Annotated in this window: 23 protein-coding genes; 9 read left to right on the forward strand and 14 right to left on the reverse strand. The window is 67.2% G+C overall.

Going from position 1 to position 23,534, the window contains the following annotated elements:
• Nucleotides 1-174: 174 nt before the first annotated feature.
• Nucleotides 175-1,236 (reverse strand): beta-propeller fold lactonase family protein, encoded by a 1,062-nt coding sequence (locus tag NIBR502770_RS19865; RefSeq protein WP_141183098.1) that lies wholly within the window; start codon nucleotides 1,234-1,236, stop codon nucleotides 175-177.
• 172 nt (nucleotides 1,237-1,408) lie between these two features.
• Between NIBR502770_RS19865 and NIBR502770_RS19870 the strand changes: the two genes are divergently transcribed.
• A complete protein-coding gene (locus NIBR502770_RS19870) occupies nucleotides 1,409-2,296 on the forward strand; it encodes a putative protein N(5)-glutamine methyltransferase (protein WP_141183099.1) in 888 nt (295 codons plus the stop codon).
• A gap of 147 nt (nucleotides 2,297-2,443) precedes the next feature.
• On the opposite strand, the gene NIBR502770_RS19875 is transcribed toward NIBR502770_RS19870, so the two are convergent.
• The 11 genes from NIBR502770_RS19875 to NIBR502770_RS19925 all read right to left on the reverse strand — a co-directional run bounded on the left by NIBR502770_RS19875 (nucleotide 2,444) and on the right by NIBR502770_RS19925 (nucleotide 14,014).
• On the reverse strand, nucleotides 2,444-4,087 hold the full coding sequence (locus NIBR502770_RS19875; protein ID WP_141183100.1) for an HNH endonuclease signature motif containing protein: 1,644 nt from the start codon (nucleotides 4,085-4,087) through the stop codon (nucleotides 2,444-2,446).
• A gap of 216 nt (nucleotides 4,088-4,303) precedes the next feature.
• Nucleotides 4,304-4,705 (reverse strand): YtxH domain-containing protein, encoded by a 402-nt coding sequence (locus NIBR502770_RS19880; RefSeq protein WP_141183101.1) that lies wholly within the window; start codon nucleotides 4,703-4,705, stop codon nucleotides 4,304-4,306.
• Between the two features lie 125 nt (nucleotides 4,706-4,830).
• The gene (locus tag NIBR502770_RS19885) at nucleotides 4,831-5,097 is read right to left on the reverse strand and encodes a GlsB/YeaQ/YmgE family stress response membrane protein (protein WP_141158447.1); all 267 of its coding nucleotides are present in this window, start codon (nucleotides 5,095-5,097) and stop codon (nucleotides 4,831-4,833) included.
• 132 nt (nucleotides 5,098-5,229) lie between these two features.
• On the reverse strand, nucleotides 5,230-6,063 hold the full coding sequence (locus NIBR502770_RS19890) for an aldo/keto reductase (protein WP_141183102.1): 834 nt from the start codon (nucleotides 6,061-6,063) through the stop codon (nucleotides 5,230-5,232).
• Between the two features lie 82 nt (nucleotides 6,064-6,145).
• A complete protein-coding gene (locus NIBR502770_RS19895) occupies nucleotides 6,146-7,702 on the reverse strand; it encodes a long-chain fatty acid--CoA ligase (RefSeq protein WP_141183103.1) in 1,557 nt (518 codons plus the stop codon).
• Between the two features lie 23 nt (nucleotides 7,703-7,725).
• Nucleotides 7,726-8,922, reverse strand: coding sequence for an acetyl-CoA C-acetyltransferase (locus tag NIBR502770_RS19900; RefSeq protein ID WP_141158444.1), 1,197 nt, complete (start codon nucleotides 8,920-8,922; stop codon nucleotides 7,726-7,728).
• A gap of 50 nt (nucleotides 8,923-8,972) precedes the next feature.
• Nucleotides 8,973-10,229: an acyl-CoA dehydrogenase family protein gene (locus tag NIBR502770_RS19905; RefSeq protein WP_141183104.1), complete on the reverse strand. Its 1,257-nt coding sequence runs from the start codon at nucleotides 10,227-10,229 to the stop codon at nucleotides 8,973-8,975.
• Between the two features lie 128 nt (nucleotides 10,230-10,357).
• Entirely contained in the window at nucleotides 10,358-11,068 is a 711-nt protein-coding gene (locus tag NIBR502770_RS19910; protein WP_168223201.1) for a TetR/AcrR family transcriptional regulator, read from the reverse strand.
• 81 nt (nucleotides 11,069-11,149) lie between these two features.
• Nucleotides 11,150-12,172 (reverse strand): SDR family oxidoreductase, encoded by a 1,023-nt coding sequence (locus tag NIBR502770_RS19915; protein ID WP_141183105.1) that lies wholly within the window; start codon nucleotides 12,170-12,172, stop codon nucleotides 11,150-11,152.
• Complete coding sequence (locus NIBR502770_RS19920; RefSeq protein WP_141183106.1) at nucleotides 12,166-13,137, reverse strand: aldo/keto reductase; 972 nt, start codon at nucleotides 13,135-13,137, stop codon at nucleotides 12,166-12,168. The genes NIBR502770_RS19915 and NIBR502770_RS19920 overlap by 7 nt, the downstream gene beginning before the upstream one ends.
• 55 nt (nucleotides 13,138-13,192) lie before the next feature.
• Nucleotides 13,193-14,014 (reverse strand): aldo/keto reductase, encoded by an 822-nt coding sequence (locus NIBR502770_RS19925; RefSeq protein ID WP_141158439.1) that lies wholly within the window; start codon nucleotides 14,012-14,014, stop codon nucleotides 13,193-13,195.
• Between the two features lie 202 nt (nucleotides 14,015-14,216).
• Here NIBR502770_RS19925 and NIBR502770_RS19930 point away from each other — a divergent pair, with 202 nt between their 5' ends.
• Complete coding sequence (locus NIBR502770_RS19930; RefSeq protein WP_141183107.1) at nucleotides 14,217-15,116, forward strand: helix-turn-helix transcriptional regulator; 900 nt, start codon at nucleotides 14,217-14,219, stop codon at nucleotides 15,114-15,116.
• Nucleotides 15,117-15,277: 161 nt separating this feature from the next.
• The gene (locus tag NIBR502770_RS19935) at nucleotides 15,278-15,484 is read left to right on the forward strand and encodes a hypothetical protein (protein ID WP_056331347.1); all 207 of its coding nucleotides are present in this window, start codon (nucleotides 15,278-15,280) and stop codon (nucleotides 15,482-15,484) included.
• A 70-nt stretch (nucleotides 15,485-15,554) separates the two neighbouring features.
• Here the strand turns inward: NIBR502770_RS19935 and NIBR502770_RS19940 are convergent, their stop codons facing one another.
• The gene (locus tag NIBR502770_RS19940) at nucleotides 15,555-15,767 is read right to left on the reverse strand and encodes a dodecin (protein ID WP_141158437.1); all 213 of its coding nucleotides are present in this window, start codon (nucleotides 15,765-15,767) and stop codon (nucleotides 15,555-15,557) included.
• Nucleotides 15,768-15,880: 113 nt separating this feature from the next.
• Nucleotides 15,881-16,585, reverse strand: a complete 705-nt coding sequence (locus tag NIBR502770_RS19945; RefSeq protein WP_141158436.1) for a FadR/GntR family transcriptional regulator — start codon at nucleotides 16,583-16,585, stop codon at nucleotides 15,881-15,883.
• A gap of 172 nt (nucleotides 16,586-16,757) precedes the next feature.
• Between NIBR502770_RS19945 and NIBR502770_RS19950 the strand changes: the two genes are divergently transcribed.
• From NIBR502770_RS19950 to NIBR502770_RS19975, 6 genes are all read left to right on the forward strand, one after another.
• On the forward strand, nucleotides 16,758-18,254 hold the full coding sequence (locus NIBR502770_RS19950; RefSeq protein WP_141183108.1) for a four-carbon acid sugar kinase family protein: 1,497 nt from the start codon (nucleotides 16,758-16,760) through the stop codon (nucleotides 18,252-18,254).
• A 30-nt stretch (nucleotides 18,255-18,284) separates the two neighbouring features.
• Nucleotides 18,285-19,184: an NAD(P)-dependent oxidoreductase gene (locus NIBR502770_RS19955; protein ID WP_141158434.1), complete on the forward strand. Its 900-nt coding sequence runs from the start codon at nucleotides 18,285-18,287 to the stop codon at nucleotides 19,182-19,184.
• 184 nt (nucleotides 19,185-19,368) lie between these two features.
• Entirely contained in the window at nucleotides 19,369-20,835 is a 1,467-nt protein-coding gene (locus NIBR502770_RS19960; RefSeq protein ID WP_141183109.1) for a GntP family transporter, read from the forward strand.
• Entirely contained in the window at nucleotides 20,835-21,686 is an 852-nt protein-coding gene (locus tag NIBR502770_RS19965; protein ID WP_141183110.1) for a class II fructose-bisphosphate aldolase, read from the forward strand. The genes NIBR502770_RS19960 and NIBR502770_RS19965 overlap by 1 nt, the downstream gene beginning before the upstream one ends.
• Before the next feature lie 36 nt (nucleotides 21,687-21,722).
• Nucleotides 21,723-22,127, forward strand: a complete 405-nt coding sequence (locus NIBR502770_RS19970) for a DUF1304 domain-containing protein (RefSeq protein WP_141183111.1) — start codon at nucleotides 21,723-21,725, stop codon at nucleotides 22,125-22,127.
• 85 nt (nucleotides 22,128-22,212) lie between these two features.
• Complete coding sequence (locus NIBR502770_RS19975; protein ID WP_141183112.1) at nucleotides 22,213-23,532, forward strand: acyltransferase; 1,320 nt, start codon at nucleotides 22,213-22,215, stop codon at nucleotides 23,530-23,532.
• Nucleotides 23,533-23,534: the final 2 nt, after the last annotated feature.

Below are 23,534 nucleotides of genomic sequence, written 5' to 3' on the forward strand. Positions count from 1 at the left end.
CTTCCTGGGAAGCAGCGCTGCTGTACAGGCTTGCCGTTGACATGGGGATGCGGCAGGAGGGTTCGAAGGACAGCATGCTGCCCTGTGAACCGAGTCACAACTGTAAGCGCTTGCACTGAATTACTCCAGTGTTTAGGGAAGGGGCCTTTGGGTGGATCCGCCGGGGCAGAAGCGCTATCCCGCGGCTACCACTGCGGTGGGCGACGGGACGTGAACGGTGTGCCTGATTGGTCCGGGGAGGCCGGTGATGGGATCCAGCTCAAACGTGGCGATGTTGTGTGAGCGTTCATGCGCCACGTGGAGCAAGTTCCCGCGGATCATGTGGTGGCGCGGCCAGTTCCCGCCGCTGTCAAAGTCCTTGACGGGAATCAGTTCGGTGCCGTCCCCGGCGACTTCCAGGACACTGATGAGGTTGGACCCGCGCACGCCGGCATAGGCGAAGGTTCCTTGCGGGCCCAGGCAGATCTCGGCTGCGGAGTCGCCTTGCTGGCTTCCGCCCGCCGTCGCGGGTCCGCGGAATACCAGCTCGTAGGTGCCGGCCTCGGGGCGGACTACGAAGACTTCCACGGAGTACTCCGAAACTATGAAGACGTTCCCGTTCGGGTGCTGCACCAGGTGCCGCGGGCCACTGCCATAGGGGAGGACGACCTCGTGGTCCGCCACCAGTCCGGCGCCTGCCTGGTAGGTCCAGATACGGAGGGTGTCGTGGCCCAGGTCGGTGGTCATGATGCGTCCGTCCAACAGCATCAGGCTGGCGTGGGCACGGCTTTGCCTGGGGCTTCCGGGCGGGAGGGCGGCGTGGGGATCAACCGATGGTGCGGCGGGAAACCGCCGGGTCATGCCGCCGTCGGAATCCAGCTCGTAGAGGAGGACCTGCCCGTCGCGCCAGCAGGCGGCAGTAACAAAGCGGCCGTGCGGGTCAACGGCAACATGGCAGGTCGCCTCGCCGGCAAGCTGCGGTTCCCCGTGGGCCTCCAAAGCGGCTTCGCCCTGCCGGCGGTACGCCTGGACCTTCCCGCGCTGTTCGGCCGCCGCGTACACCACCGGCAGGGTTGGGTGTACGGCAACGAACGACGGCGATTGTGCTTCGACGGCCGTTCCCAACCATTCCAGGCTGCCGTCCAGGTGCGCGCGGACGGCGCCGATACCGTCCGCGCGGCCGCCGCCGTCGGGCGTGTACGCGCCGATCCACAGGATATTGGTGGCTGGACTGTTGTTGGCTGCGCCGTTGGTCATGGTCCAATCCTGCCAAGGTTTCACCCCCTATTCCCGTACCCCGGGCGGCCGATTAGCATGGGGTTTCCGGCAGTGTAAGAGCGGAGGCGGGCGTGGTTCAGGCTGAATTGATGTCGATTGTCCGCACCGGGCGCTCTCCGGAGCCCTGGGCCTGACCGGCGTGGAGGTGACCATGGGCTGCCCGGAGGGCGGTGTTCAGCCTCCTCCCGGCTCGCGCGCTGTCCATGGCCAGTCCGCGCCGCTGGGCTTCAACCAGATCGTGTCCCGGTTGCGGTCTGCCGGCTGTGTGTTCGCCGAAGATGAGGCCCGGCTCCTCCTCGCTGGGCGCGCCGGCCCCGCGGAACTTTCACTCAGTGTCCAGCGGCGGGTGGAAGGCGTCCCCTTGGAGCACATCCTTGGATGGGCTGAGTTTGCCGGCGGCCGTGTTGTGGTTGAGCCCGGCGTTTTCGTGCCGCGGCGACGCACGGAACTTCTGGTCAGCGAGGCCCTGGATCTGCTGCTTGGCGAGGCCTTGGGCCTGCCGCCGGACGCCGCACTGCCGGCGCCTCCGGTAGTGGTGGATCTCTGTTGTGGATCCGGGGCCGTGGGAACGGCCATCCTGCGAAGCGCCCCGCACGTGGAACTGCATGCAGCGGATATCGAGCCTGCTGCCGTAAGGTGCGCCCGGCGGAACCTGGAGCCCCTGGGTGGCCAGGTTCATGCGGGTGACCTGTTCGCAGCCCTGCCGCGTGAACTGCGTGGCCGAATCCGGGTGCTCGTGGTCAATGCTCCCTACGTGCCCACGGAGGCAATCCGAACCATGCCCCCCGAAGCGCGGTTGTACGAACCTGCGGCATCCCTCGATGGCGGTCCTGACGGACTGGACTTCCACCGACGCGTCGCCGCCGGGGGCATTGGATGGCTGGCTGCCGGCGGGCACCTGATCATCGAAACCAGCCAGCGGCAAGCTGCCGGCACCTCCGCAATCCTGGCCGCCGCCGGGTTCGGCACACGGACAGTCCATTCGGAGGAAGTGGACGGCACCGTGGTCGTCGGGCGCGTGGCGGCAGGAACCCACTGACACCGTCCTCCCCCTCCCCAGTATCCGGCCTGCCGCCTGGAGGATCGAGCCAACCAGGCACAGCAGCCGTGGACCGCACGTAGCGATCCTTCTAAACCGTCCGGAAAACCCCAGTTCGCCAGGCTGCGCCCTACCAGGCTGCGTTCCCTATTCGTGTTGATGGGGTGGTGGTGGGGGTTTGAAGTAGTGGTTTTGTTGGGGTTTTTGGGTGGGGTCGAGGTGGCGTGGGGGGATGAAGGCGGGTGTGCCGGTGGTGGTGATGGTCCATTGTTCTTTGTGGATGAGGTGGTGGTGGTGGCTGCAGAGCAGGACGCCGTTGTGGGTGGTGGTGGGTCCGCCGTGTGACCAGTAGGTGATGTGGTGGGCTTCGCACCAGGGTGCGGGGATGGTGCAGTTGGGGAAGGCGCAGCCTTGGTCGCGGGCGGTGAGGGCGGTGCGTTGGGCGGGGGTGAAGAGGCGGGTTTTGCGGCCGAGGTCGAGGATTTCGCCGTTGGTGCCCAGGAGGGCGGGGATGATGTCGGCGTCGCAGGCGATTTTGCGCAGGGTGGCCGCGGCGACGGGGCCGGTGAACGCGAAGGTTCCTGTCCCTGTTTCCGCGCTGTGGTCTTTTCTTGCGGAGGTGGCGGCGTGGGTGGGGAAGAGGTCCCGGTAGTGGATGGTGGCGATGATTTGGGGTCGGTTGCCGCCGGTGGTGGGCAGGGTGTTGGTGGCGAGGGCGGTTTTGGCGGCGGTGATGAGGCCGTCGAGTTGTTGTTGGGCGCGGGTGCGCCGGTCCAGGTCAGGCAGGTCGGGCAGGGCTGCTGTTTCGGCTGTTCGCCTGCTGTGTTCGGTGCCGGTGCCGGGCGAGTCGCCGGTGCTGGTGGCTGGGGTGGTGGTGCGGGGGTTGGTGGCGGTGTTCATGACGGTGAGGAGGTGTTCGTATTGGTCGGTGGTGGCGAAGATTTCGAGGTGGTGCAGGCCGTGGCGGGGTTTGCGGATGAAGGCGCCTTGGGTGTTGCGGAGGGCTTCTTCGGTGGGTTCGGTGCCGTCGGCGTCGATGGTGTCGGTCCAGCGTTGGGCCAGGCGGGTGAGGAAGTCGGGGTCGGTGGTGGTGGCTGCGGTGGTGAGGTGCTCTTCGATCCGGTCCAGGGTCTCTGGGGTGGTGTGGTGTTGGAGCCGGTCCAGGGTGGCGGTGATGAGGGTCGCGTCGTGGGAGGACACGGCGGTGCCCTGAATCATCCGGGAAGGGTCGATGGAGTCCGTGCCGGGTGTGAGGGCGGCGGCGAGGTGGGGCCGGGGTGGTGGGAGTGGTTCGCCGGTCAGTGTGGTGCCGGGGAGGGTGTGCTGTGCGAGGGTGAGTCGGCGGCGGGCTTCGCGGATGGGGATCCGAAGCCGGAGGCGGAGGAACTCTGCGGTGTTCCGGCACCCGTCATCGGCCGGTGAGGGCACGGTAGCGTGGGTGGTCCGGGCCGCGGCCTGGGTGATGGCCTGGGTACGGGTCCGCTCCACGGCACCGGCGGCCAGGAGCTGAAGATACTCCACGGTGCGGGCCAGTTCCTCGGCGTGGCCGGCGTAATCGGCCGCCTCGCTGTAGGTGGCGATGGCCAGCAGGCCGGGGGCGGCCAGGGCGGCGGTGGCGAGTTCTTCGGCAAGCGCCCCGAGGATGGCAGGGCCGGATCCCTCCCCGCCGGGGACGGCGCGAAGGCGGGCCGGACCCGTCCGCCGGCTGCCGGCGTCGTCCGCGTTCCCGCTGAACAGCCCGCCGTACAACACACCGAACGACTCATCCAGCTGCTCCCCAACTGCCTCCATGACCACACTGCCAGCCGCCACTGACAATGAAGAGACCCCACAACCCCTATGTGGAAAACGGGGAAACTGCGATGGGTGTGCCAGTTAAAAACCGCCGGCCGCCGCGTCCCCCAAGGATCGCGACGGCCGGCAAGGCGATTCAGTTGTAGCACAAAGGCTGGTCATTCCCATGTCATGCGGCGGGACCAGCGTCATGGATGACCGGTGAAGCGTCGATTAGGACTTCGTGGCGGTCCCATCGGAGGTACCAAAGTTGGTGGTCTCCGGGTGGGTGCTGTGGGCGGGGATGTGGTCTTCGCCCAGGGCGTCGGCGGTGCCGGTACCCGTTGAAGGCCCGGCAGAAGTGCCTGCTGCAGCATGGCCCGCAGAAGTGTCGCGGTGCATTGCAGAGCCGATCACTGTGCCTGCCCTGCGGGCGGCTTCCCCAAGCTGGTCGGCCACTTCAGGTGCTTTTTCCTTGATGGTTTCCGTCGCTACCGAGACCTTGTCCTGCACCGGCTTGCTGTCCCAGATGCCAGCCGCGCGGGCCTTCAGCTTGTCGTAGGCAGCACGGCCTGACCGCGATCCGAGGACGTAGCCCACGGCAACGCCTACACCCAAAAGAAGCTTGTTTTTCACGATGATCTCCTGCTCTGCGAGAAGGTTGTCAGTCCCGGCAAGGGGCGTGACGCCAGTTGCCGGGGAAAATGAAAGCCGGCCCGGGGATGATGTCCCCAGGCCGGCTTCCTGGCGTGCCCGTGCAGTTATCCGCGGGCGCTGCGCTTGGTGACCATGCCGTAAATGGCAAGGACGATCAGCGAGCCGACGATCGCCAGCAGCCACGTCTGGATCGAGAAGAACTCCTGCAGTCCACTGCCGAAGATCATCCCGCCCAGCCAGCCACCGAGGAAAGCGCCGACGACGCCCAGCACCATGGTGATGATCCAGCCGCCACCCTGGCGTCCCGGGAGGATCGCCTTAGCGATCGCACCGGCAATAAGTCCGAGAATCAGAAATGCAATAAATCCCATTTGAAGCTCTCTTCCTAAGTAAAGGAGGCCTCCGGGTCCCGGAGGCACTTCATCCTTCTGGCTCAATAGTAATCATGCTTACTATCTTTTTGCCAACCCCGTTTCTGGAAAAAAGTGCAGTTCAGGACGGTTTTAGTGCCCCGTCGTGTCCGAGTCATTGCCTGCCCCTGGGCCCTCGTCCAGGGCCGCTAAATCAGCGAGATCCTGCGGGTCAAGGACGAAATCGAACACGTCCAGATTGTCGGCCATCCGGGTGGGGGAAGCCGTCTTGGGAATCGTTACCAATCCGTTTTGTACGTGCCACCGCAGGACCACTTGGCCAGGGGCTTTGCCATGCTTTTCCGCCAGCCGGGAGAGGATGGGAGCAGCCAATAAACCTGCCCCCGACCCGCCCAGCGGACTGTAGGACTCTGTCACAATGCCATGCCGGTCATGGAATTCCCGTTCCGCGCGCCGCGTGATAGCCGGGCTCAGCTGGATCTGGTTCACCGCCGGCACCACGTCAGTCTCCGCCATCAGTCGTTCCAGGTGCGCCGGCTTGAAGTTGGACACGCCGATGGAGCGGACCTTCCCTTCAGCCTGCAGGCGTTCGAACGTCTGCCACGTGGAAACATACTGGTCCCTGCCGGGAAGCGGCCAGTGGATCAACAACAGGTCCACGTAATCCAGGCCCAGGCGCCCCAGTGACCCTTCCAGGCCGGCCACCGCGCGGTCGAGGCCCTGAAACTCGCCGTCGAGCTTGGTGGTGATGAAGAGCTCGCCACGATCCACGCCGCAGGCCCGGATGCCGTTCCCCACGCCGCGCTCGTTGCCGTACTTCACGGCCGTGTCGATGTGCCGGTACCCGGCTTCAACAGCCTGCAAGACGGCGGCGGCCACCTGTTCGTCGTCCAGCGGCCAGGTGCCAAGCCCCAGCTGCGGAATCCTGTTGCCGTCATTGAGGTCGATGAGCGGTGCAAGTGTCATGCGACCAGTCTGCCCCCTGCGGGCCGTCCCGGCTCCCGGTGCCCGCGATTCGGGACGGCCCGCAGGTTACTGCCGGTGGAGCCTAAACCGGTTCCTCCGCCAGTTTCCGCTTCAGGATCTTGCCGCTGGGCCCCAGCGGGAGTTCGGAAAGTATCCTGACCACGCGCGGGTACTTGTAGGCCGCGAGCCGGGCGCTGGCGAAGTCCATCAGCTCGGTCTCGGTGACTGTCGCCCCCGCGTCCAGGACGATGGCGGCCGCGATTTCCTGGCCGTGGACGTCGTGCGGGACGCCGTACACGGCCGCGCTGACCACGGCGGGATGGGTCAGCAGGACTTCCTCCACCTCCCGCGGGTACACGTTGTAGCCGTTCCGGATGATCATGTCCTTCTTGCGGTCCACGATGGTGAGGTAGCCGTCGTCGTCCTTGGTGCCAAGGTCGCCGCTGCGGAACCAGCCGTCCACCACGGCCTCGGCGGTGGCATCGGGCCGGTTGAGGTAGCCCTTCATCAGCAGGTGCCCCCGGATTACCAGCTCGCCGAGTTCCCCGTTGGGCAGCAGCTCGATCCGCTCGGTCACCTCGGGACGGGCGATCTCGATGTCGACGCCCCAAATGGGAATCCCGATGGTGCCCGGCCTCGGCTGCATGCCCACGTGGTTGAAGGCCGCCACCGGCGAAGTTTCCGTCAGGCCATACCCTTCATGGATTTCCACGCCGAAGACGTCGCGGAAACGGTCCATCACGGCGAGTGGAAGGGATGCGCCGCCGGAGATGCCGTACCGCAGCGCGGTGGGCCGTTCCGCCACGGTCTTGGCAGCTTCCAGGAGCGCCACATACATGGTGGGCACGCCAAGGAAGATGTTGACGTTGTGCCGTGCCAGCAGCTTCAGGGCATCCGGGCCCGTGAACCGGGGCATCAGGACGATGGTGGCCCCGGCGCGCAGGCCCGTGTTCAGCACCACCGTCTGGCCGAAGGTGTGGAAGAGCGGCAGCCCGCCGAAGAGGGTGTCGCCCGGCCGGAAGTCCATCACGCTGGTCAGCAGGACCGACGTCTGCTCCACCAGGGCGAAGTGCGTCCCCAGCGCACCCTTCGGTTTGCCGGTAGTGCCGGACGTGTACAGGATGGTGGCCGTGTCCGATGGGCGGCAGGGTTCGTACGTCCGGATCGGCTCCGCGGCGGCCGCCTCCGCTTCCAGCCGTGGAAACCCGCCGTCGTCGGGCGCCATGACCGTCAGCACATCGACCCCGCTGGCCGAAGCACCGGCAGCGCCCTCCGTGAGCAGGGGAGCGGCGCAGATGAGCAGCCGGGCGCCACTGTCCTGCAGGACGTATTCGATTTCGCGGGCCTTCAGCAGGGCGTGCACCGGGACGACGATGGCGCCGAGCGAGAGGATGGCGTAATACACCCGCGCGAAGTCCGGCACATTGGGGATCAGGACGGCGACGGCGTCTCCCGGACCAACGCCGCGGGCGCGCAGCGCACCGGCGTAGGCGCGGGTCTGGCGCCAGAGGTCGCCGTAGCTGACCTGGTCTTCACCGACAACCAGGGCGATGCTGCCGGGAGTCCTCTTGGCTGATTCAGCGAGGATCGCTGCGACGGAGATGGTGGCGAAGCCGTCGGCGGAGTTGGTGTTGGTCATGTCCTGCTTCTTCGTTGGGATGGTTACGCGGTGAGGATGAGGGCGTCGCCTTGGCCGCCGCCCCCGCAGAGGGCCACGACGCCGATGCCTCCGCCGCGGCGTTTCAGCGCCAGCGCCTGGTGCAGCACCAGGCGCGCGCCCGAGGCGCCCACGGGGTGGCCCAGCGCAATGGCGCCCCCTTCGGCGTTGACGGTTTCGGCGTCGATGCCGAGATCGTTGGCGGACTGGATGAGGACTGACGCGAAGGCCTCGTTGATTTCCACCAGGTCCAGCTCCTGGACGGTCAGCCCCTGGTCCTTGAGCGCGCGTTCGATGGCCCGCGCCGGCTGGGAGTGCAGGGAGCCGTCGGGGCCTGCGGTCTGGCCGTGGGCGCCGATCTCGGCAATCCACTCCAGGCCTGCTGCTTCCGCGGCTGCCTTGCTGGCAATGACCAGCGCCGCGGCGCCGTCGGAAAGGGGCGACGACGACCCTGCCGTGATGGTGGCGGTGTCGGCCTTGGAGAACGCAGGGCGGAGTTGGGCCAGGGATTCCGCTGTCGTGTCCGGACGGATGCCCTCGTCGTGTTCGAGCGTCACGGCAGGTCCCTTGCGCTGCGGGATGTCGATTGGTGCGATCTCCTCCGCCATGATCCCGGCCGCGCGGGCGGCTTCGGCGCGCTGGTGGGACCGGGCCGCCACGGCGTCCTGTTCTTCGCGCGTGATTCCGCGTTCGGCGTTGCCGGAATCGGTGGCCTCACCCATCAGCTTCCCGCTGACCGGGTCCTGCAGTCCGTCGTGGTTCAGGGAGTCAAGCATGGGGGCATCGCCGATGACGACGCCGGCGCGCAGCCCGGGGACCAGGTGCGGTGCGTTGGTCATCGATTCCTGGCCGGCGGCTACGATGAAGTCGGCTTCCCCCGTGCGGATCATCCGGGCAGCGTCGATGACGGCGGTGAGTCCGGACAGGCAGAGCTTGTTGATGGTGATGGTGGGGACGTCCCAACCGATTCCGGCGGCCAGGCTGGCTTGGCGTGCGGGGCCCTGGCCCGCCCCGGCCTGGATCACCTGGCCGACGATGACGGCCCCGATCTGCTCCGGCGCCACGCCCGTGCGTTCCAGCGCAGCACGGATGGCATGGGCGCCCAGTTCGCTGGAGGAAAAGGGTGTGAGGCCGCCGCGGAACCTGCCGAACGGGGTGCGGGCGCCGCCCAGGATGACGGGGATGTTGGCGTTCTGGTTCAAGAACAGTCCTTTCGGGGGGATGGCGGGTGGCGGAGCCGGGTGGTCAAGGCTCAGGCGAAGGCGGAGGTACCGGTGATGCCGCGGCCGATGATGAGCGCCTGCATGGTTTCGGTGCCTTCGTAGGTGTGGATGGCTTCAATGTCGGCAAGGTGCCTGGCAACCCGGTTTTCCAGCAGGATGCCGTTGCCGCCCAGCAGGTCACGGGCGTTGGAGGCGATACCGCGCGCGGTCCGGGTGCAGGTGTACTTCACCAGCGATGCCTGCTCGGGCGTGAGCGTCCCGGCCTCATCCAGGCGCGTCATCTGCACCACCATCAGCTGCATGGTTGCCAGTTCGCTGAGCATCCGGGCCAGCCGTTCCTGGACGATCTGGGACGCGGCCAGCGGACGGCCGAACTGCTTGCGTTGCCTGGCGTACTGGACGGCCGTTTCGTAGCAGGCCGTGGCGTGGCCGACGGCGGACCAGGCGACGCCCAGGCGGGTCGCCAGCAGGACCCGGGCTGTGTCTTTGAAGGTACGTGCGCCCGGCAGGACGTTTTCTTCCGGGACGAAGACGGCCTCCAGGCGGATGTGGGCCTGCCAGATGGCGCGGAGGGCAAGTTTGCCCTCGATTTTCCTGGCGGTGTAGCCGGGGGAGTCCTGTGGAACCAGGTAGCCGTGGACCTGGCCGTCGTCGCCCCGGGCCCAGACGACGCTGACGCCGCCCACGGAACCATTGCCGATCCATTTCTTTTCGCCGTTGAGCAGGAAGCCGCCCTCCGTGCGGGTGGCAGTGGTTTCCAGGGCCACCGAGTCGGAGCCATGGGTTGGTTCCGTGAGGGCGAACGCCGCGTATTCCGTGCCTTTGGCGATCGCGGGCAGCCAACGCTCCTGCTGTGCCGCGGATCCGCACTCGGCAACCGACCGAAGGGCCAGGCCGCCCTGGACCGCAATCATGGTGGCCACGGATCCGTCGCCCCGGCTGATTTCCATGTTCACCAGGCCGGCGGCCATGCTGCTCATGGGCGCGAAGCCCTCCACCGTGATGCCGTCGCGGAGCAGGTCCAGTTCGCCCAGGCGGCGGAGGAGGTGCAGCGGGTATTCCCCGCGCTCCCAGTAGCCGTCAATGACAGGGAGGACCTCATCCTGGACGAAGCTGCGGGCTCGGTCCCAGTACCTGCGGTCCTCGTCGCTGACGCCGGCCAGGATGGATGCGGGGTCCGTCCCGAGGGCTTCGGTCAGGACATACTCCGGCTCTACCGTCCCGGACGGGAAGCCGGCAGGGTCTCCGGTGCCGGTGGGCGCGAGGCTGGGTGACGACGTCGTCATGTATCTGCATCCTTTGAATCAGCGGCGGCGCTGGGGCCGGGGCCGTGTGGCGTGCACCACACGGTTCAAGGATGCTATGAAACGCAGTTCCACGTCAAGAAACTGAGTACCACGGCGGCGGCAGCGAGCTAGGGAAGGGCGTCGAGGACGGCCTGGGCGATCGCTTCCCTGCCGGCCTGGCCCGGGAGAACGGTGACGACGACGGTCGGCGTGGGTTGTGCGGCGGCGGCGGCACCAAGGAGTGCGGGCCGGAAGGTTTCTGCCAGGGTACGAAGTTCGGCGGCGAGGGCTGCGGCCCTTTTCCGGTCCCCATCCCCAGCATCCGCGGGGTCGGGCGAGGCGCGGAGCCATTGCCGGAGGAAGGCATTATGCACGGCTACCACGGCTGCGGCGAAGGCCACGGCCTTGTACCCGCTCCGCCCGTCCTGCGGCAGCCGTTCGTTCAGGTATTGCAGGAATGCCCGCTCGTACCGGTGCGACGTGACCAGTTCCCGGTCCCTGAGGGCCGGAACCGCCTGCAGGAGCCCATACCGGGCCCGGGACGTATCGCGGTTCCGCACATGGTGTTCGAAGACCAGCAGTGCCGCGTCCGCGACGGCGGCCAGGGGCTCGAGCCTGGATTCCGCGAGCCGGTCATTCACCTGGCGCAGGATCCGTTCGTGGTCGGCGAAGACCACGTCCTCCTTTGACCCGAAGCGTCGGAAGAACGTGCTGCGGCTCATGCCCGAGGCTTCGGCAAGTTCCTCAACGGACGTTGCATCGAAACCCTGGCCGGCCAGGAGCGCGATGGCGGCGGCGACAGGTTTGTCGACGGGCTGTTCTGAAGGGGGCAACGTCATGCGCCGAAATTAGCACAGCCGGCAGGCGCCGCCGGGCCACCGCTGGATGCGGGAGGACCCAGCGGTGACTGCAGCGCAGGCTCAGGCGCCCTGCCGCGCCCAGCCGGTGAGCTTGTCCGAGAGCTGCATGAAGGCCTCGTTGACCTGCTGCAGCTCCGGGTGGCTGTCGTACCACTCAACAATCTCCCGTGCACCGTCCGCGAACGGGATCGTGGCCGTGTAGTCCGGGACCAGGGACTTGATCTTGGCGTTATCGAAGACCACCGAATGGGACCGGTCGCCCAGGAGGTTGGAACCCAGTTCGGAGTCGTGGGCGGCGATGGTTTCGGACGCCACGTGGACCAGTTCGGGTTCCTTGGCGCCGGCCGCCCTCGCGAAGAGCCGGTAGATCTGGTTCCAGGGCAGGTACTCGTCGGAGGTGATGGTGTAGCTTTCACCGACTGCCTGCGGCCGGCCGAGCAGGCCCACGAACGCCTTGGCGAAGTCCCTGCTGTGCGTCAGCGTCCACAGGGAAGTGCCGTCGCCGTGGACCATGACCGGCAGCCCGGCGCGCATCCGGTGAATGTCAGTCCAGCCGCCCACCATGGCGATCTTGGTGCGGTCGTAGGTGTGCGACGGACGCACCACCGTCAGCGGAAAGTCGTCCTCCCGGTAGGCCCTGAAGAGTAGCTCCTCGCACGCGATCTTGTCCCGGGAGTATTGCCAGAAGGGGTTCTTCAAAGGCGTGGACTCGAGGATCGGGAGCCTGGTGGGCGGCTTCTGGTATGCGGAGGCCGAACTGATGAACACGTACTGGCCCGTCCGCTCCCGGAACAACTCCATGCTGGTTTGCGCCTGGTCCGGAGTGTAGGAGATGAAGTCCGCCACGGCGTCGAACTCCCTCCCGCCCAGCACCTCCCGCACAGCCGCTGCGTCACGGACGTCCGCGTGCAGCACTTCCGCGCCTTCAGGGGCAGGCCTGCCTGACTGGCCGCGGTTCAAAATTGTCAGCCGGTGGCCCAGCGTGGCGGCGCGTTCTGCCGCCGCCGCGCTGATGACCCCGGTGCCGCCGATGAAGAGGATGCTCCTCGGCGCCACCGTCTCCGTGGCGGTTGGGCTCACCATGCGTAGTCTTCCGGTGCCGTACGGTGCCCGGGGAAGATGTCGTCCAACCGCTTGAGGGCGTCGGCGCCAAGGGTGACATCCAGTGCGCGGATGGCGGCGTCCAACTGTTCCTGCGTGCGTGGGCCCACGATCGGCGCCGTCACCGCGGGTTGGTGCAGGAGCCACGCCAGGGCCACGTCGCCGGGTTCGTGGCCCAGTTCGTCCGCGAAGTCCTCGTACTCGCGGATCTGGCCCTCATGCTTCTTCAGCGTTTCCGCGGCCCGTCCTTCGGTGCGGCGGACGCCCTGGCGTTCCTTCTTCAGTACCCCGCCCAGCAGTCCGCCCTGCAGCGGCGACCAGGGAATGAGGCCCAGCCCGTACTGCTGTGCCGCCGGGATGACTTCCAGTTCCACCTGGCGCATGAACAGGTTGTAGATGGACTGCTCGCTGACCAGGCCGGTGTAGTTACGTCGGCGCGCTGCTTCCTGGGCCTGGGCGATGTGCCAGCCGGCGAAGTTGCTGCTCCCCGAGTACAGGATCTTGCCCTGCTGCACTGCCACCTCGATGGCTTGCCAGATCTCATCCCACGGGGTGTCGCGGTCAATGTGGTGGAACTGGTAGACATCGATGTAGTCAGTCTGCAGGCGCTTGAGGCTGGCATCGAGGGCGCGGCGGATGTTCAGCGCGGAGAGCTTCGACTCATTGGGGCGGTCCGTCATGGTGCCGTAGAGCTTGGTGGCCAGGACGGTGTGCTCCCGGCGCTCGCCGCCCTTGGCGAACCACCGCCCGATGATTTCTTCGGTCCAGCCGCGGTGGTCGGCTCCGACGTAGACGTTGGCGGTGTCGAAGAAGTTGATGCCTGCTTCATGGGCCGAGTCCATGATGCTGTGGGCGTCCGCTTCCTCCGTCTGCGGTCCGAAGTTCATGGTGCCCAGGCAGAGGCGGGAGACTTTCAGGCCGGAGCGGCCCAGATGGGTGTACTGCATGGAAAATCCTTTCAACGGGTAAGCCTGCCAAGCCGGTGGTTGGGCAGGCTGGAACCTACATCTGGGTGAAGGAGGCGACGGCGGGATCGGAGCCAATGCGCGCGCCGGTCTCCAGTGCGGTGATGGCGGAGATTTCGTCCGCGGACAGCTTCAGGGACGAAGCCGCGAAGTTTTCCCGGATGCGGGCAGGGTTCGCGGACTTGGGAATGACGATGTTGCCGCTGGCCAGGTGCCAGGCGAGCACCACCTGGGCGGTGGTGGCATCGTGGGCGGCGGCGATCGCGGTGACGGCGTTTCCATTGAGGTCCCCGCCCTGCCCCAGGGGGCTGTACGCCTCGACGGCGATTCCCAAATCGCGGCATTTGGCGGCAAGGTCTGCCTGCTGGTAGCTGGGGTGCAGCTCGAATTGGTTGACGGCCGGCACGGTTTCGGTGGATTGCAGCAGGGTGTCCAGGTGGTCGGAGAGGAAGTTGGAGACTCCGATGGCGCGGATTTCCTTGTTCTCGTAAAGCCGTTCCATCTCCTTCCATGCCTGGACGAAGAGGCCCTGCGACGGAACCGGCCAGTGGATGAGGTAGAGGTCGATGAAGTCCAGGCCCAGTGCCTTGCGGCTGTTCTGGAATGCCTCCTGCGCCCTGCCCTGTTCGCCGTTGCGCAACTTGGTGGTGACGAAGATGTCCTCGCGTGCGATGCCTGTGGCGGCGAGGGCTGCCCCGACTCCTGCTTCGTTCCGGTAGGCGGCTGCGGTATCGATGTGGCGGTAGCCCGCTTCCAGGGCGTCCTCCACGGTCCGCTGGGTATCTTCCGGCGGGACCTGGAAAACACCGAAGCCAAGCTGGGGGATGGTGACGCCGTTGTTGAGTGTCAGCTCTGACATGGGAGTGCTCCTTTTGGAAGGTGGTGCCGGAGTTTGCTGCCGGCTGCCCCGCGGAAGAGAAATCGGTTTCCACTGGCTCATTCCTGAGCCTATGCATTTCGGTCCAGCAAGTCAGCAGGCAAGGCTGTTCCTGTTTTTCCTAGGACTGCCAGTCCTACCTTCGTGGTAGAGCGCGCCGTCCCACGCAGGCACAATGGTCTGCATGGGTCAAAGCGCCGAGTTCGGAAAATTCCTCAAAGCCATGCGGTCCCGGCTGAGCCCGGATGTCGCCGGGACGGGACCCACCACAGGGGCACGCAGGGTTCCGGGCCTGCGGCGGGAGGAAGTGGCGCGGCTTGCCGGCGTCAGCACCGACTACTACGTCCGGCTGGAGCAAGGCCGGAACATCCACCCGTCCCGCACGGTCCTGGACGCCGTAGCCAGGGCCCTCCGGCTGGACAGCAGCGAGCACGCGCACATGCTGGACCTGCTCGAGAACTGCGCCGGTGCTCCCCGCGAGCCCGGTGCCAACGCTGCTCAGGGTGTCCGGCCCGCGCTGCGCCAGCTCCTGGACGCGGTGGGGGAGGTTCCCGCCATGGTGCTGGGCCGCCGGAACGATGTCCTGGCCGGCAACCGGATGGCCTTCCTCCTGTTCACCGACTTCCCTTCGTTGCCCCCCGCAGAGCGCAACCTGACCCGCTGGACCATCCTGGACCCCGCGGCGCGGGAGCTGTTCAGGGACTGGAAGACGGTTGCCGCCGAAGCGGCAGGATCCCTGCGGCTGGACGTGGGCCGGCACCCCAATGATCCCCAGGCCAGCCATCTGGTGGGCGAACTGGCTGTCCACAGCGAACACTTCCGCCAGTGGTGGGCGGGGCACCGTGTGGCCACGCGGGCTGCCGGGACCATCCGGCTGCATCATCCGTCCGTGGGGGACCTGGAACTGAACTTTGAAAACCTGGTCCTGCCGGAGGATCCCGACCAGACGCTGAGGGTGTATTCCGCCCGGCCGGGGTCGCCGTCGTCGGACGCGCTGGCCCTGCTGGGAAGCCTCGGCGCCGGGCCGGACCTGGACCCGGAACGGGACGCCGCTGCCGCCACCCAGGCCGAAGCCGCGGGCTGAGCGGTCCGTCCTGGCGGGACCCGGGTGTGGGCCACTGTACATTCGTCCATCGAAGTGGGTTGATTCTGGCCAGCCGCCCATTGGTGGGCGGCCGGCCTTTTCCTAGGGTGGGAGTACATGCTTACCCACGCCCATTTTTTACACCCAGGATGGTCTCAACGATGAAACGCATCGCCCTGCTGAAGGAACGCCAGGCATCCGCCGGCGCCGCGTCCACCGCTACCGGTTCGCACTGCCCGGCTTCGGGTCTTTGGAGCCCGGACCTGGACCCACACACCGTCCTGTCCTTCTTCGAAGGCCATGTCTTTCCGGCGTTTGACGGCGTGCCCACCGTATGGCGGCGGCGCAGCCCGGGCACCGCGAACTAGGGGCGCCTGAAACAGGACTGACCCGCAGCCGGCGCTGGAAAGGTGCCGGCTGCGGGTCAGTTTGCGTGGCCTAGTGTTCTTCCAGCCGGAAACCGATTTTGATGGTCACCTGCCAGTCCGCGATCTTCCCGTCCTCAAGGTGGCCGCGGACCTCCTTCACCTCGAACCAGTCGAGGTTCCGCAAGGTCTTGGAGGCTTGGGCAATCCCGTTGCGGACGGCGTCGTCCACTCCCTGGGTAGAGGTGCCGACAATTTCAGAAATGCTGTAAGTGTGGTTGGACAACTTCGCTCCTCGTGATCGTCGATGCTCCCGGTTGCGGGCCGTCCCTGAAGCCTAGTGGGCCTGCGGGAGCGTTGAACAGGGTCCCATGGCAACGGGAACCGCGGGCACAGCGGCTACTTGGCGTCCAGGACCAGCTGCTTCAGGTCATCGAGCGTTTGCTGCATGTGCGCATCCATGGCCTGGCGTGAGCGGGCGGCATCGCGGGACTCCAGCGCTTCGGCGATGTTCTGGTGGTGGCCGATTGCGTGCTCCTGGATTGCCGGAACGGCGGAGGTCTCGGCCCTGCGCTTTTCCAGGACGCGGTGCAGCGGCTCGAAGAGGACAGAGACGAACACGTTGCCGGAGGCGCGCAGGATGACGTCGTGGAAGGCGAGGTCGGCTTCCACGAAGGCTGCGACGTCGTTAATGCCATGGGCGGCCTTCATCGCCGCAATGTAGTTGAAGAGGGATGTGATGTCCTCCTCGACAATCCGTCCGGCCGCCAGTTCGCAGGCGCCCGTTTCGAGCATCCTGCGCAGCTCGATGAGCTGGATGGAGGCATCGGCGTCGTTCTTGCCCTCCGACGCGGCCCGGAGTACGGCTTCCAGCGAGGCCCAGCGGCTCAAGGGATTGACGAAGGTACCCCTGCCCCGCTCCACGCTGAGGATGCGCTGGGCCTGCAGTGTCTTCATGGCCTCGCGCACGGTCATGCGGCTGACTTCGTGGCGGGCGCTCAGCTCATGCTCGCCGGGAACGACGGAACCGGGCGGAAACTCGCCTTCGATGATGCGGTCCAGCAGCTCATCGGCCACCACGCCCACCAGCGACTTCCTTGCCATGTTCCCCCCGATCACTCTGTCCGGCCGACTCCTGGCGGATATGTCAGACAAGTGTACTTGCGCGTCCGTATGCCGTGTGCCACACTAATTTTCGAATGCAAGATGTCTGACATCTTACAGTTTTCTTTACATCAGGATCCGCGAGCCGGATCGCTACACAACGGAGTGCACTGTGACGCATGAAGCAGACGTTCTGGCCGCCTATCCGGCAGACCTCGAGATTCCCGCCGGGCTGGTTGCTGCCACGCTGGCCGCTTCCAACGCGGACGTTCCCCGCGTCCTGGTAGTGCTCGACGACGACCCCACAGGCACGCAGTCCGTGGCTGACCTGCCGGTACTCACCCGCTGGGACGTGGAAGATTTCACCTGGGCCTTCGGCCAGGGCAAGCCCGCCGTGTATGTCCTGACCAACACCCGCAGCCTCGACCCGGCCGAGGCTGCAGCCCGCAACGAGGAAGTGGTCCGCAACGCGCTTGAAGCGGCAGGTTCGGCGGAGTCCGCCGGTTCCGGTCTTCGGCTGGGATTCGTCAGCCGGAGCGATTCCACCCTCCGCGGCCACTTCCCCCTGGAGCCGGACGTCATCGCAGCCACGGTTGCCGAAGTCAGCGGCGAAAAGACCGACGGCGTCGTCCTGGTCCCCGCCTTCCCCGACGCCGGCCGGCTCACCATTGGCGGCGTCCATTACATGCGCGGCACCGGTGACGCGGCGGGAACCCTGGTCCCCGTCTCCGAGACGGAGTTCGCCAAGGACGCCTCCTTCGGCTTCACTACGTCCGTCATGGCCGACTACATCGCAGAGAAGTCACAGGGCCGGTTCCCGGCAGACTCCGTGATCGTCCTGGACCTGAACATCATCCGTGCAGGTGCCTCCGCGCAGGACCCGGCCATCTCCGCCAAGGCGATCGCCGATGCCATCGAGCCGGCCACCGATTCCACCCCCATCGTCGCGGACATTGTCACCGAGAACGACTTCCGCGCGCTGGCCCTGGGCCTGGAAGAAGCCGAGCGCCGCGGGAAGAAGCTCCTGTACCGCGTTGGCCCGCCGTTCGTCCGCGGCCGCATCGGCCAGGAAGTACGCACCGCACTCACGGCCGGGGAGGCCTACGCCGGCAACACCCCGTCCGGGGCCGGCGGCCTGATCGTGGTGGGCTCGCACGTCGGCGTCACCACGCGCCAGCTCAACGTCCTCACCGCGGAGCACGGCTCCGCGCGGATCATTGAGATCGACGTCGAGAAGCTCCTCGGTGCCGAACCGGACGCTAAAGCCCACCTGGACCAGACCGTGGACGCCGTCGTCGAGGCCCTCCACGCCGGGGACGTCATCGTCCACACCAGCCGCCTGCTGATCAAGACCGACGACCCCGCCGAAAGCCTGCGGATCGCCCGTACGGTGTCCGCCGCCGTCGTCGCCGTGGTCAACCGGACCCTGAAGACCTTCCCGCCGCGGTTCGTCATCGCCAAGGGCGGCATCACGTCCTCGGACGTCGCAGCCCACGGACTGGAAATCCGCCACGCGATCGTGCGCGGACCCATGCTGCCCGGCATCGTCAGCCTCTGGGAGCCCGTGGACGGTCCCGCCAAGGGCATCCCGTACATCGTCTTCGCCGGCAACGTGGGCGACGACGATTCCCTGGCCCAGGTCACCCGCAAGCTCAGCAGTACTTTCTAGAAGCCCCGCAAGAATTCAATGGAGAACACCATGACCAGCAACTACACCGTCACCGTCCTAGGCCTCGGGGCCATGGGCCTGCCCATGGCCACCCGCCTGGCTTCCCAGCTGACCGTCCACGGCTTCGACATCGCCGAGCCCCGCCTGGAGCTGGCCCGGGAAGCCGGGATTGCCACCTTCACCACAGCCCGGGAAGCCGCCAAGGGTGCCGACGCCGTCCTCCTGGCAGTCCGCAACGGCGAGCAGCTCAACGACGTCCTCTTCGGCGAGAACGGCGTGGCCTCCGTGCTGGAGCCCGGCGCCGTGGTGATCCTTGGCAGCACGGTGGGCACCGACGCCATCCCCGCCACCGTGGCCAAGCTGGCCGAATACGGCGTGGACCTGGTGGATGCCCCGCTCTCCGGCGGTCCCAAGCGCGCCGGTGAAGGCGACCTGCTGATCGTCGTGGGTGCTTCCCCCGAAGCCCGGGAAAAGGCCGCGCCCGCCCTGGACCTGCTCGCCTCCACGCTTACCGTGGTGGGCGACAACCCCGGCGACGGCCAAGCGCTGAAGACGGTCAACCAGCTCCTGTGCGGCGTCCACATTGCCGCCGCTGCCGAGGCCCTGGCCCTTGCCGACGCCCTGGGGCTGGACCAGGCCAAGACCCTCGCCGCCCTGGAAGCAGGCGCGGCAGGTTCCTTCATGCTCTCCAACCGCGGCCCGCGCATCCTCGAGGCCTACGACGAGGAAGGCGCCGAGGTGCTGTCCCGCCTGGACATCTTCGTCAAGGACATGGGCATCGTGGGCAAGGCCACCCGCGCCGCAGGCCTGGCAGCCCCCGTTGCCGCCGCCGCCGAACAGCTCTACCTGCTGGGCCAGGCCCAGGGCCTCGCCGCCGCCGATGACTCCGCCGTCATCAAGGTGGTCGCGCCGGCAAAGCGCACCAAGTAGCCCAGCGCACCTGATAAGCCACCCTCCTGCCCTTGCGGCAAAAGGTACGACGACGGCGGTCCCCCCTCCGCCGTCGTCGTCCCTCCCAGCGCTGCCGGCGCAGTCCCGCAACGTTTATCCCCACCCCACCATTCCCTGATGCCGCCCTGCCCCGGGACCGGCACGTCAAAGGAGACATCCCCCTGTGAACCACCTGATGAACCCGCTGCTGCAGCGGGCGGCCGATGCCCCGGCCATCAAGCCCGCCGTTGAGCTGGGCACCCCGGTACTGCTCACCATCGCAGCGGTGGGCATCGCCATCCTGCTGGTGATGATCATCCGCTTCAAGGTCCAGGCCTTCGTGGCCCTGCTGACGGTCAGCATTCTGGTGGCCGTCGCCGCCACCATTCCGCTGCAGGACATCTTCACTGTGGTCTCCAGCGGTGTGGGCAGCACCATGGGCAAGGTCGCCATCCTGATTGCGCTCGGCGCAGTACTGGGCCGCATGATCGAGGTGTCCGGCGGTGTCCAGTCCCTCGCCGACCATTTCACCCGCAAGCTCGGGGCCCGCCGCGTGGCCGTGGCGCTGACCGCCGTCGGCTTCCTGGTGGCCATTCCCGTCTTCTTCGAGGTGGGCATCATCGTGCTGGTGCCTATCGTGTACGCCTTCGCCAAGATCGCCAAGGTGCACCCGGTCAAGTTTGGGCTGCCCATGGCCGGCATCATGCTCTCCATCCACGTGGCTGTCCCGCCGCACCCGGGAATCGTTGCCGGCGCGGGCGTCCTCGGCGCCGACATCGGACTGATCGCGCTGATCTCGCTCCTGATCTGCGTGCCGCTGGGCTTCCTGTCCTACTGGGTGGCTTCCATCATGAACCGCAAGGACTACGAACTGCTGCCCGCGGTGAAGACCCAGATTGAAGAGTTCGGTTCCAAGTCACTGGTCAAGGTAGGCCACGACGGTCCCGGCGCCGCCGCCGTCGCACCGCCGCGCCCCGGCCTGATTATCTTCCTGATCGCAGCGCCCATCGTGCAGATCCTGCTTGGCACCGTGGGCACGCTCGTCATCCCCAAGTCCGATCCGCTGTACGGCCTCGCTTCCTTCATCGGCAACCCCTTCCTGGCCCTGCTGGTGGCCGTGGCGCTGTCCTTCTTCCTGCTGGCTGTCCGCCGCGGCTGGTCCTTCAAGGAAACCGGCGAAATCTTCGAGGGCTCCCTGCCCCCCATCGCCTCGATCCTGATGGTGGTGGCCGCCGGCGGCGTGTTCGGCAACGTCCTGCAGGTTTCCGGCATCGGCGGCGCCCTCTCCAAGACCCTGGACACCCTCGGTGTGCCGCTGCTGCTCCTTGGCTTCATCATCTCGCTGGCCCTTCGCGCTGCCCAGGGTTCAGCCACCGTGGCCATCGTGACCACCACCGGCCTGCTGTCCGCCGCGGTCAGCGGCGGGGGCTACAGCCCGGCCCAGATCGCCGTGATCGTCATCGCCATCGGTTTCGGTGCCCTTGGCCTGTCCCATGTGACGGACGCCGGCTTCTGGGTCGTAGTCCGGTACTACGGCCTGACGGTGTCCGACGGCCTCAAGACCTGGACCGTCCTGACCACCATCCTGGGCCTGGCCGGCTTCGCGCTGACCTTCGTGGCCTGGATCCTGGTGGGAGGCCTGGGCGCCTGATGCATACCCGACTGGACCACTTGGTCACCTCCGCCCTCCAGCAGGGCTCCGCCGTGCCGGCCTTCACCTGCTACGACTTCACCACCGCGCTGGCAGTGGTGGCCGCCGCCGAGGAATCCGGCCGGGGCGTGATCCTGCTGGTGGCCCCCAAGACTGCCGCCACCCCGAATGGACTCCGCCTTATTGCCGCCCTCCGGGGCCTGGCGGATTCTGCCGCCGTGCCGGTCGCCTTGCAGCTGGACCACGCTTCAGACCTGAAAGTCATGGCCGAAGCCGTCGCGGCAGGGGCGGATTCCGTCCTCGCCGACGGTTCGTCCCTCCCGTATGAGGACAACATTGCGCTGGTCCGGGCGGCCCGGGCCCTCCTGGGCGCAGACGTGGTGCTCGAGGCGGAGCTGGGCGGCCTGGCAGGGGACGAGGACCGTGCTTTCGAGCCCGGCCAGTCCGGCGTCGACGTGGCGGGCCTGACCGACTCCGCGCAGGTGGAGGACTTCGTGTCCCGCACCGGCGCGGAACTGCTGGCCGTCGCCGTGGGCAACGTCCATGGCAAGTACAAGGGCGAGCCCAGGCTGCGCTGGGACGTTCTGCAGGACATCGCGGCGCGGATCCACATCCCGCTGGTGCTGCACGGTGCCTCCGGCATCCCGGCCGAAGAACTGGTCAAAGCCGCGGCCATGAACGTGGGCAAGGTCAACTTCAACACCGAACTGCGGACCGGCGTGCTGGCCACCCTCCAGGACCAGCTTCCCGCCCACCGCGCCGACGGTGAAAACCTCCAGGGCCTGCTGGCGCTGTGGAACCAGTCGGCGAAGGGGTTTGCCGGCACCACGCTGGCCACGCTGGCGCGATAGGACAGTCGCGGTGAGGGGGGAGGCTAGGATCGAGCCATGATCCTGGCCTCCCTTCTTTTTGCCTTCCTCGCCGGCGCGCTGCACGTCTTCATCTTCACCATGGAGTCCCTCACCTGGACCCGGCCCGCCACGTGGAAACGGTTCGGGGTCGCCTCCCAGCCGGACGCCGAAACCACCAAGTCCCTGGCGTACAACCAAGGCTTCTACAACCTGTTCCTGGCCATTGGGGCCTTGACCGGCGTGGGCCTTGTGGCTTTCGCCGGTGCCGGATCGGCGCAGGCCGTGGCAGGCTGGACCCTCATCTTCAGCTGCTGCGGCTCCATGCTGCTGGCGGCCGCCGTCCTGGCGCTCACCGGACGCAAGTACCTCCGCGCGGCCGCAACCCAAGGCACCACGCCGCTGCTCGCCGTCGTACTCGGACTGCTGGCAGTGCTGCAATAGCGGCAGAAGGGACGGAAGTCCTCAAACCGGGCAGGTAACGGGGGCACAATAGAGCCGTGGGCAGCGTCGAATCGTTGCAGGTCCCATGCGCAGCACCGTAGGGCGGGGGACAGGAACCGGGGCGGACACGGCGGACCGTGATCCGGCGATCGACCTTGTCCGCTTCGTCTGCCTGGCATTGGTGGTGGTGGGGCATTCCATGATGGTCAGTCCGGTCCTCCACCCGGACGGGACCGTGACAACGGAGAACACCCTTGGCGACCAGGACTGGTTTGTCCCGGTCATCTGGATCTTCATGGTGATGCCCCTGTTCTTCGTTACCGGGGGTGTGACCGGGCTGCAGTCCTGGCGCCGGCTGAAGGCGCGGGGCGGGACGGCGGCCCAGTTCCTCCGTGCACGGCTCCTGCGCCTGGTCCGTCCGGCCACTGCGCTGCTCGCGGCGATGGTCCTGGGACTGTCCTTGGCCCGTGCCCTCGGGGTGGACCAGCAGGTGGTCCAGCTCATGGCCACCGGCGCCGGCATGCCGCTGTGGTTCCTGGCGGCGTACCTCGCGGCGCAGTTGAACATTCCGGTCCTGGCGGCGCTCCATGCGCGTTCCCCCTGGCTGGCGCTCGGTCTGCTCCTCGGCCTCGTGGTTGCCGTGGATTGCCTCCGGGAGGCGCTGCCGAACCTTGCCTACGCGAACCTGGTGTTCGTCTGGTGCGCAGTGCAGCAACTGGGCTTCCTGGCGGCCGACGGCTGGACGGCCCGGCTTTCCCGTTCCGGCCTGCTGGCCATCGCGCTGGCAGCAAACCTTGCGTTGGGCTTAGTGACGGGGCTGGGGCTGTACACCGGCAACATGCTGGTGAACCTCAATCCACCCAACCTCACCCTGGTCCTCTTGGGCGTTTCCCAGCTGGCCGTGATGGAACTGGCACGGCCTGTCCTGGCGGCGCTCGCCGAGGTCCGCTGGATTGGCCGCCTCGTGGCCATGGCGGGCAGCCGGTCCCTGACGGTGTACCTGTGGCACCTGCCGTTGCTGGGCGCAATGTCGGGGTTGCTGCTCCTGGTGCCGTTTCCCAAGCCCGGCGCCGGCACCGCCGCATGGTGGTGGTCACGGCCCCTGGTGGTGCTGGCGCTGGTCATCCTGCTCCTGCCGGTGGCCGTAGCCTTCGGCCGCCTGGAGGACCGGACGACGCCGGCCGCCACCATCCGCTGCCGGCCCGCCATGGCGGGGGCCGCCGTCGTGGTGGTCTTCATCCCGGTGGCCGATGCCGCGCTCAGCGGACTGTCGCTGGGACTGCTGGCAGCCGGAACAGTGTGTTTCTCGGTGGCCCTCCTGTTGCTGCGGGGTTCACCGCTGGGCCGCCGGCGGGCATTCCGGCGCCGCCATGGCCGATGGACCATTGCCAGCGGACTGAAGTAGTG

The sequence above is a fragment of the Pseudarthrobacter sp. NIBRBAC000502770 genome, assembly GCF_006517815.1.
GTDB classification, from domain to species: Bacteria; Actinomycetota; Actinomycetes; order Actinomycetales; family Micrococcaceae; genus Arthrobacter; species Arthrobacter niigatensis.

Bases quoted from the DNA above. Each gene is read 5' to 3' on its own strand.
- NIBR502770_RS19865 (WP_141183098.1), bottom strand. From the start codon at position 1,236: ATGACCAACGGCGCAGCCAACAACAGTCCAGCCACCAATATCCTGTGG.
- NIBR502770_RS19870 (WP_141183099.1), top strand. From the start codon at position 1,409: ATGGGCTGCCCGGAGGGCGGTGTTCAGCCTCCTCCCGGCTCGCGCGCT.
- NIBR502770_RS19875 (WP_141183100.1), bottom strand. From the start codon at position 4,087: ATGGAGGCAGTTGGGGAGCAGCTGGATGAGTCGTTCGGTGTGTTGTAC.
- NIBR502770_RS19885 (WP_141158447.1), bottom strand. From the start codon at position 5,097: ATGGGATTTATTGCATTTCTGATTCTCGGACTTATTGCCGGTGCGATC.
- NIBR502770_RS19890 (WP_141183102.1), bottom strand. From the start codon at position 6,063: ATGACACTTGCACCGCTCATCGACCTCAATGACGGCAACAGGATTCCG.
- NIBR502770_RS19895 (WP_141183103.1), bottom strand. From the start codon at position 7,702: ATGACCAACACCAACTCCGCCGACGGCTTCGCCACCATCTCCGTCGCA.
- NIBR502770_RS19905 (WP_141183104.1), bottom strand. From the start codon at position 10,229: ATGACGACGTCGTCACCCAGCCTCGCGCCCACCGGCACCGGAGACCCT.
- NIBR502770_RS19910 (WP_168223201.1), bottom strand. From the start codon at position 11,068: ATGACGTTGCCCCCTTCAGAACAGCCCGTCGACAAACCTGTCGCCGCC.
- NIBR502770_RS19915 (WP_141183105.1), bottom strand. From the start codon at position 12,172: ATGGTGAGCCCAACCGCCACGGAGACGGTGGCGCCGAGGAGCATCCTC.
- NIBR502770_RS19920 (WP_141183106.1), bottom strand. From the start codon at position 13,137: ATGCAGTACACCCATCTGGGCCGCTCCGGCCTGAAAGTCTCCCGCCTC.
- NIBR502770_RS19925 (WP_141158439.1), bottom strand. From the start codon at position 14,014: ATGTCAGAGCTGACACTCAACAACGGCGTCACCATCCCCCAGCTTGGC.
- NIBR502770_RS19930 (WP_141183107.1), top strand. From the start codon at position 14,217: ATGGGTCAAAGCGCCGAGTTCGGAAAATTCCTCAAAGCCATGCGGTCC.
- NIBR502770_RS19935 (WP_056331347.1), top strand. From the start codon at position 15,278: ATGAAACGCATCGCCCTGCTGAAGGAACGCCAGGCATCCGCCGGCGCC.
- NIBR502770_RS19945 (WP_141158436.1), bottom strand. From the start codon at position 16,585: ATGGCAAGGAAGTCGCTGGTGGGCGTGGTGGCCGATGAGCTGCTGGAC.
- NIBR502770_RS19955 (WP_141158434.1), top strand. From the start codon at position 18,285: ATGACCAGCAACTACACCGTCACCGTCCTAGGCCTCGGGGCCATGGGC.
- NIBR502770_RS19965 (WP_141183110.1), top strand. From the start codon at position 20,835: ATGCATACCCGACTGGACCACTTGGTCACCTCCGCCCTCCAGCAGGGC.
- NIBR502770_RS19970 (WP_141183111.1), top strand. From the start codon at position 21,723: ATGATCCTGGCCTCCCTTCTTTTTGCCTTCCTCGCCGGCGCGCTGCAC.
- NIBR502770_RS19975 (WP_141183112.1), top strand. From the start codon at position 22,213: ATGCGCAGCACCGTAGGGCGGGGGACAGGAACCGGGGCGGACACGGCG.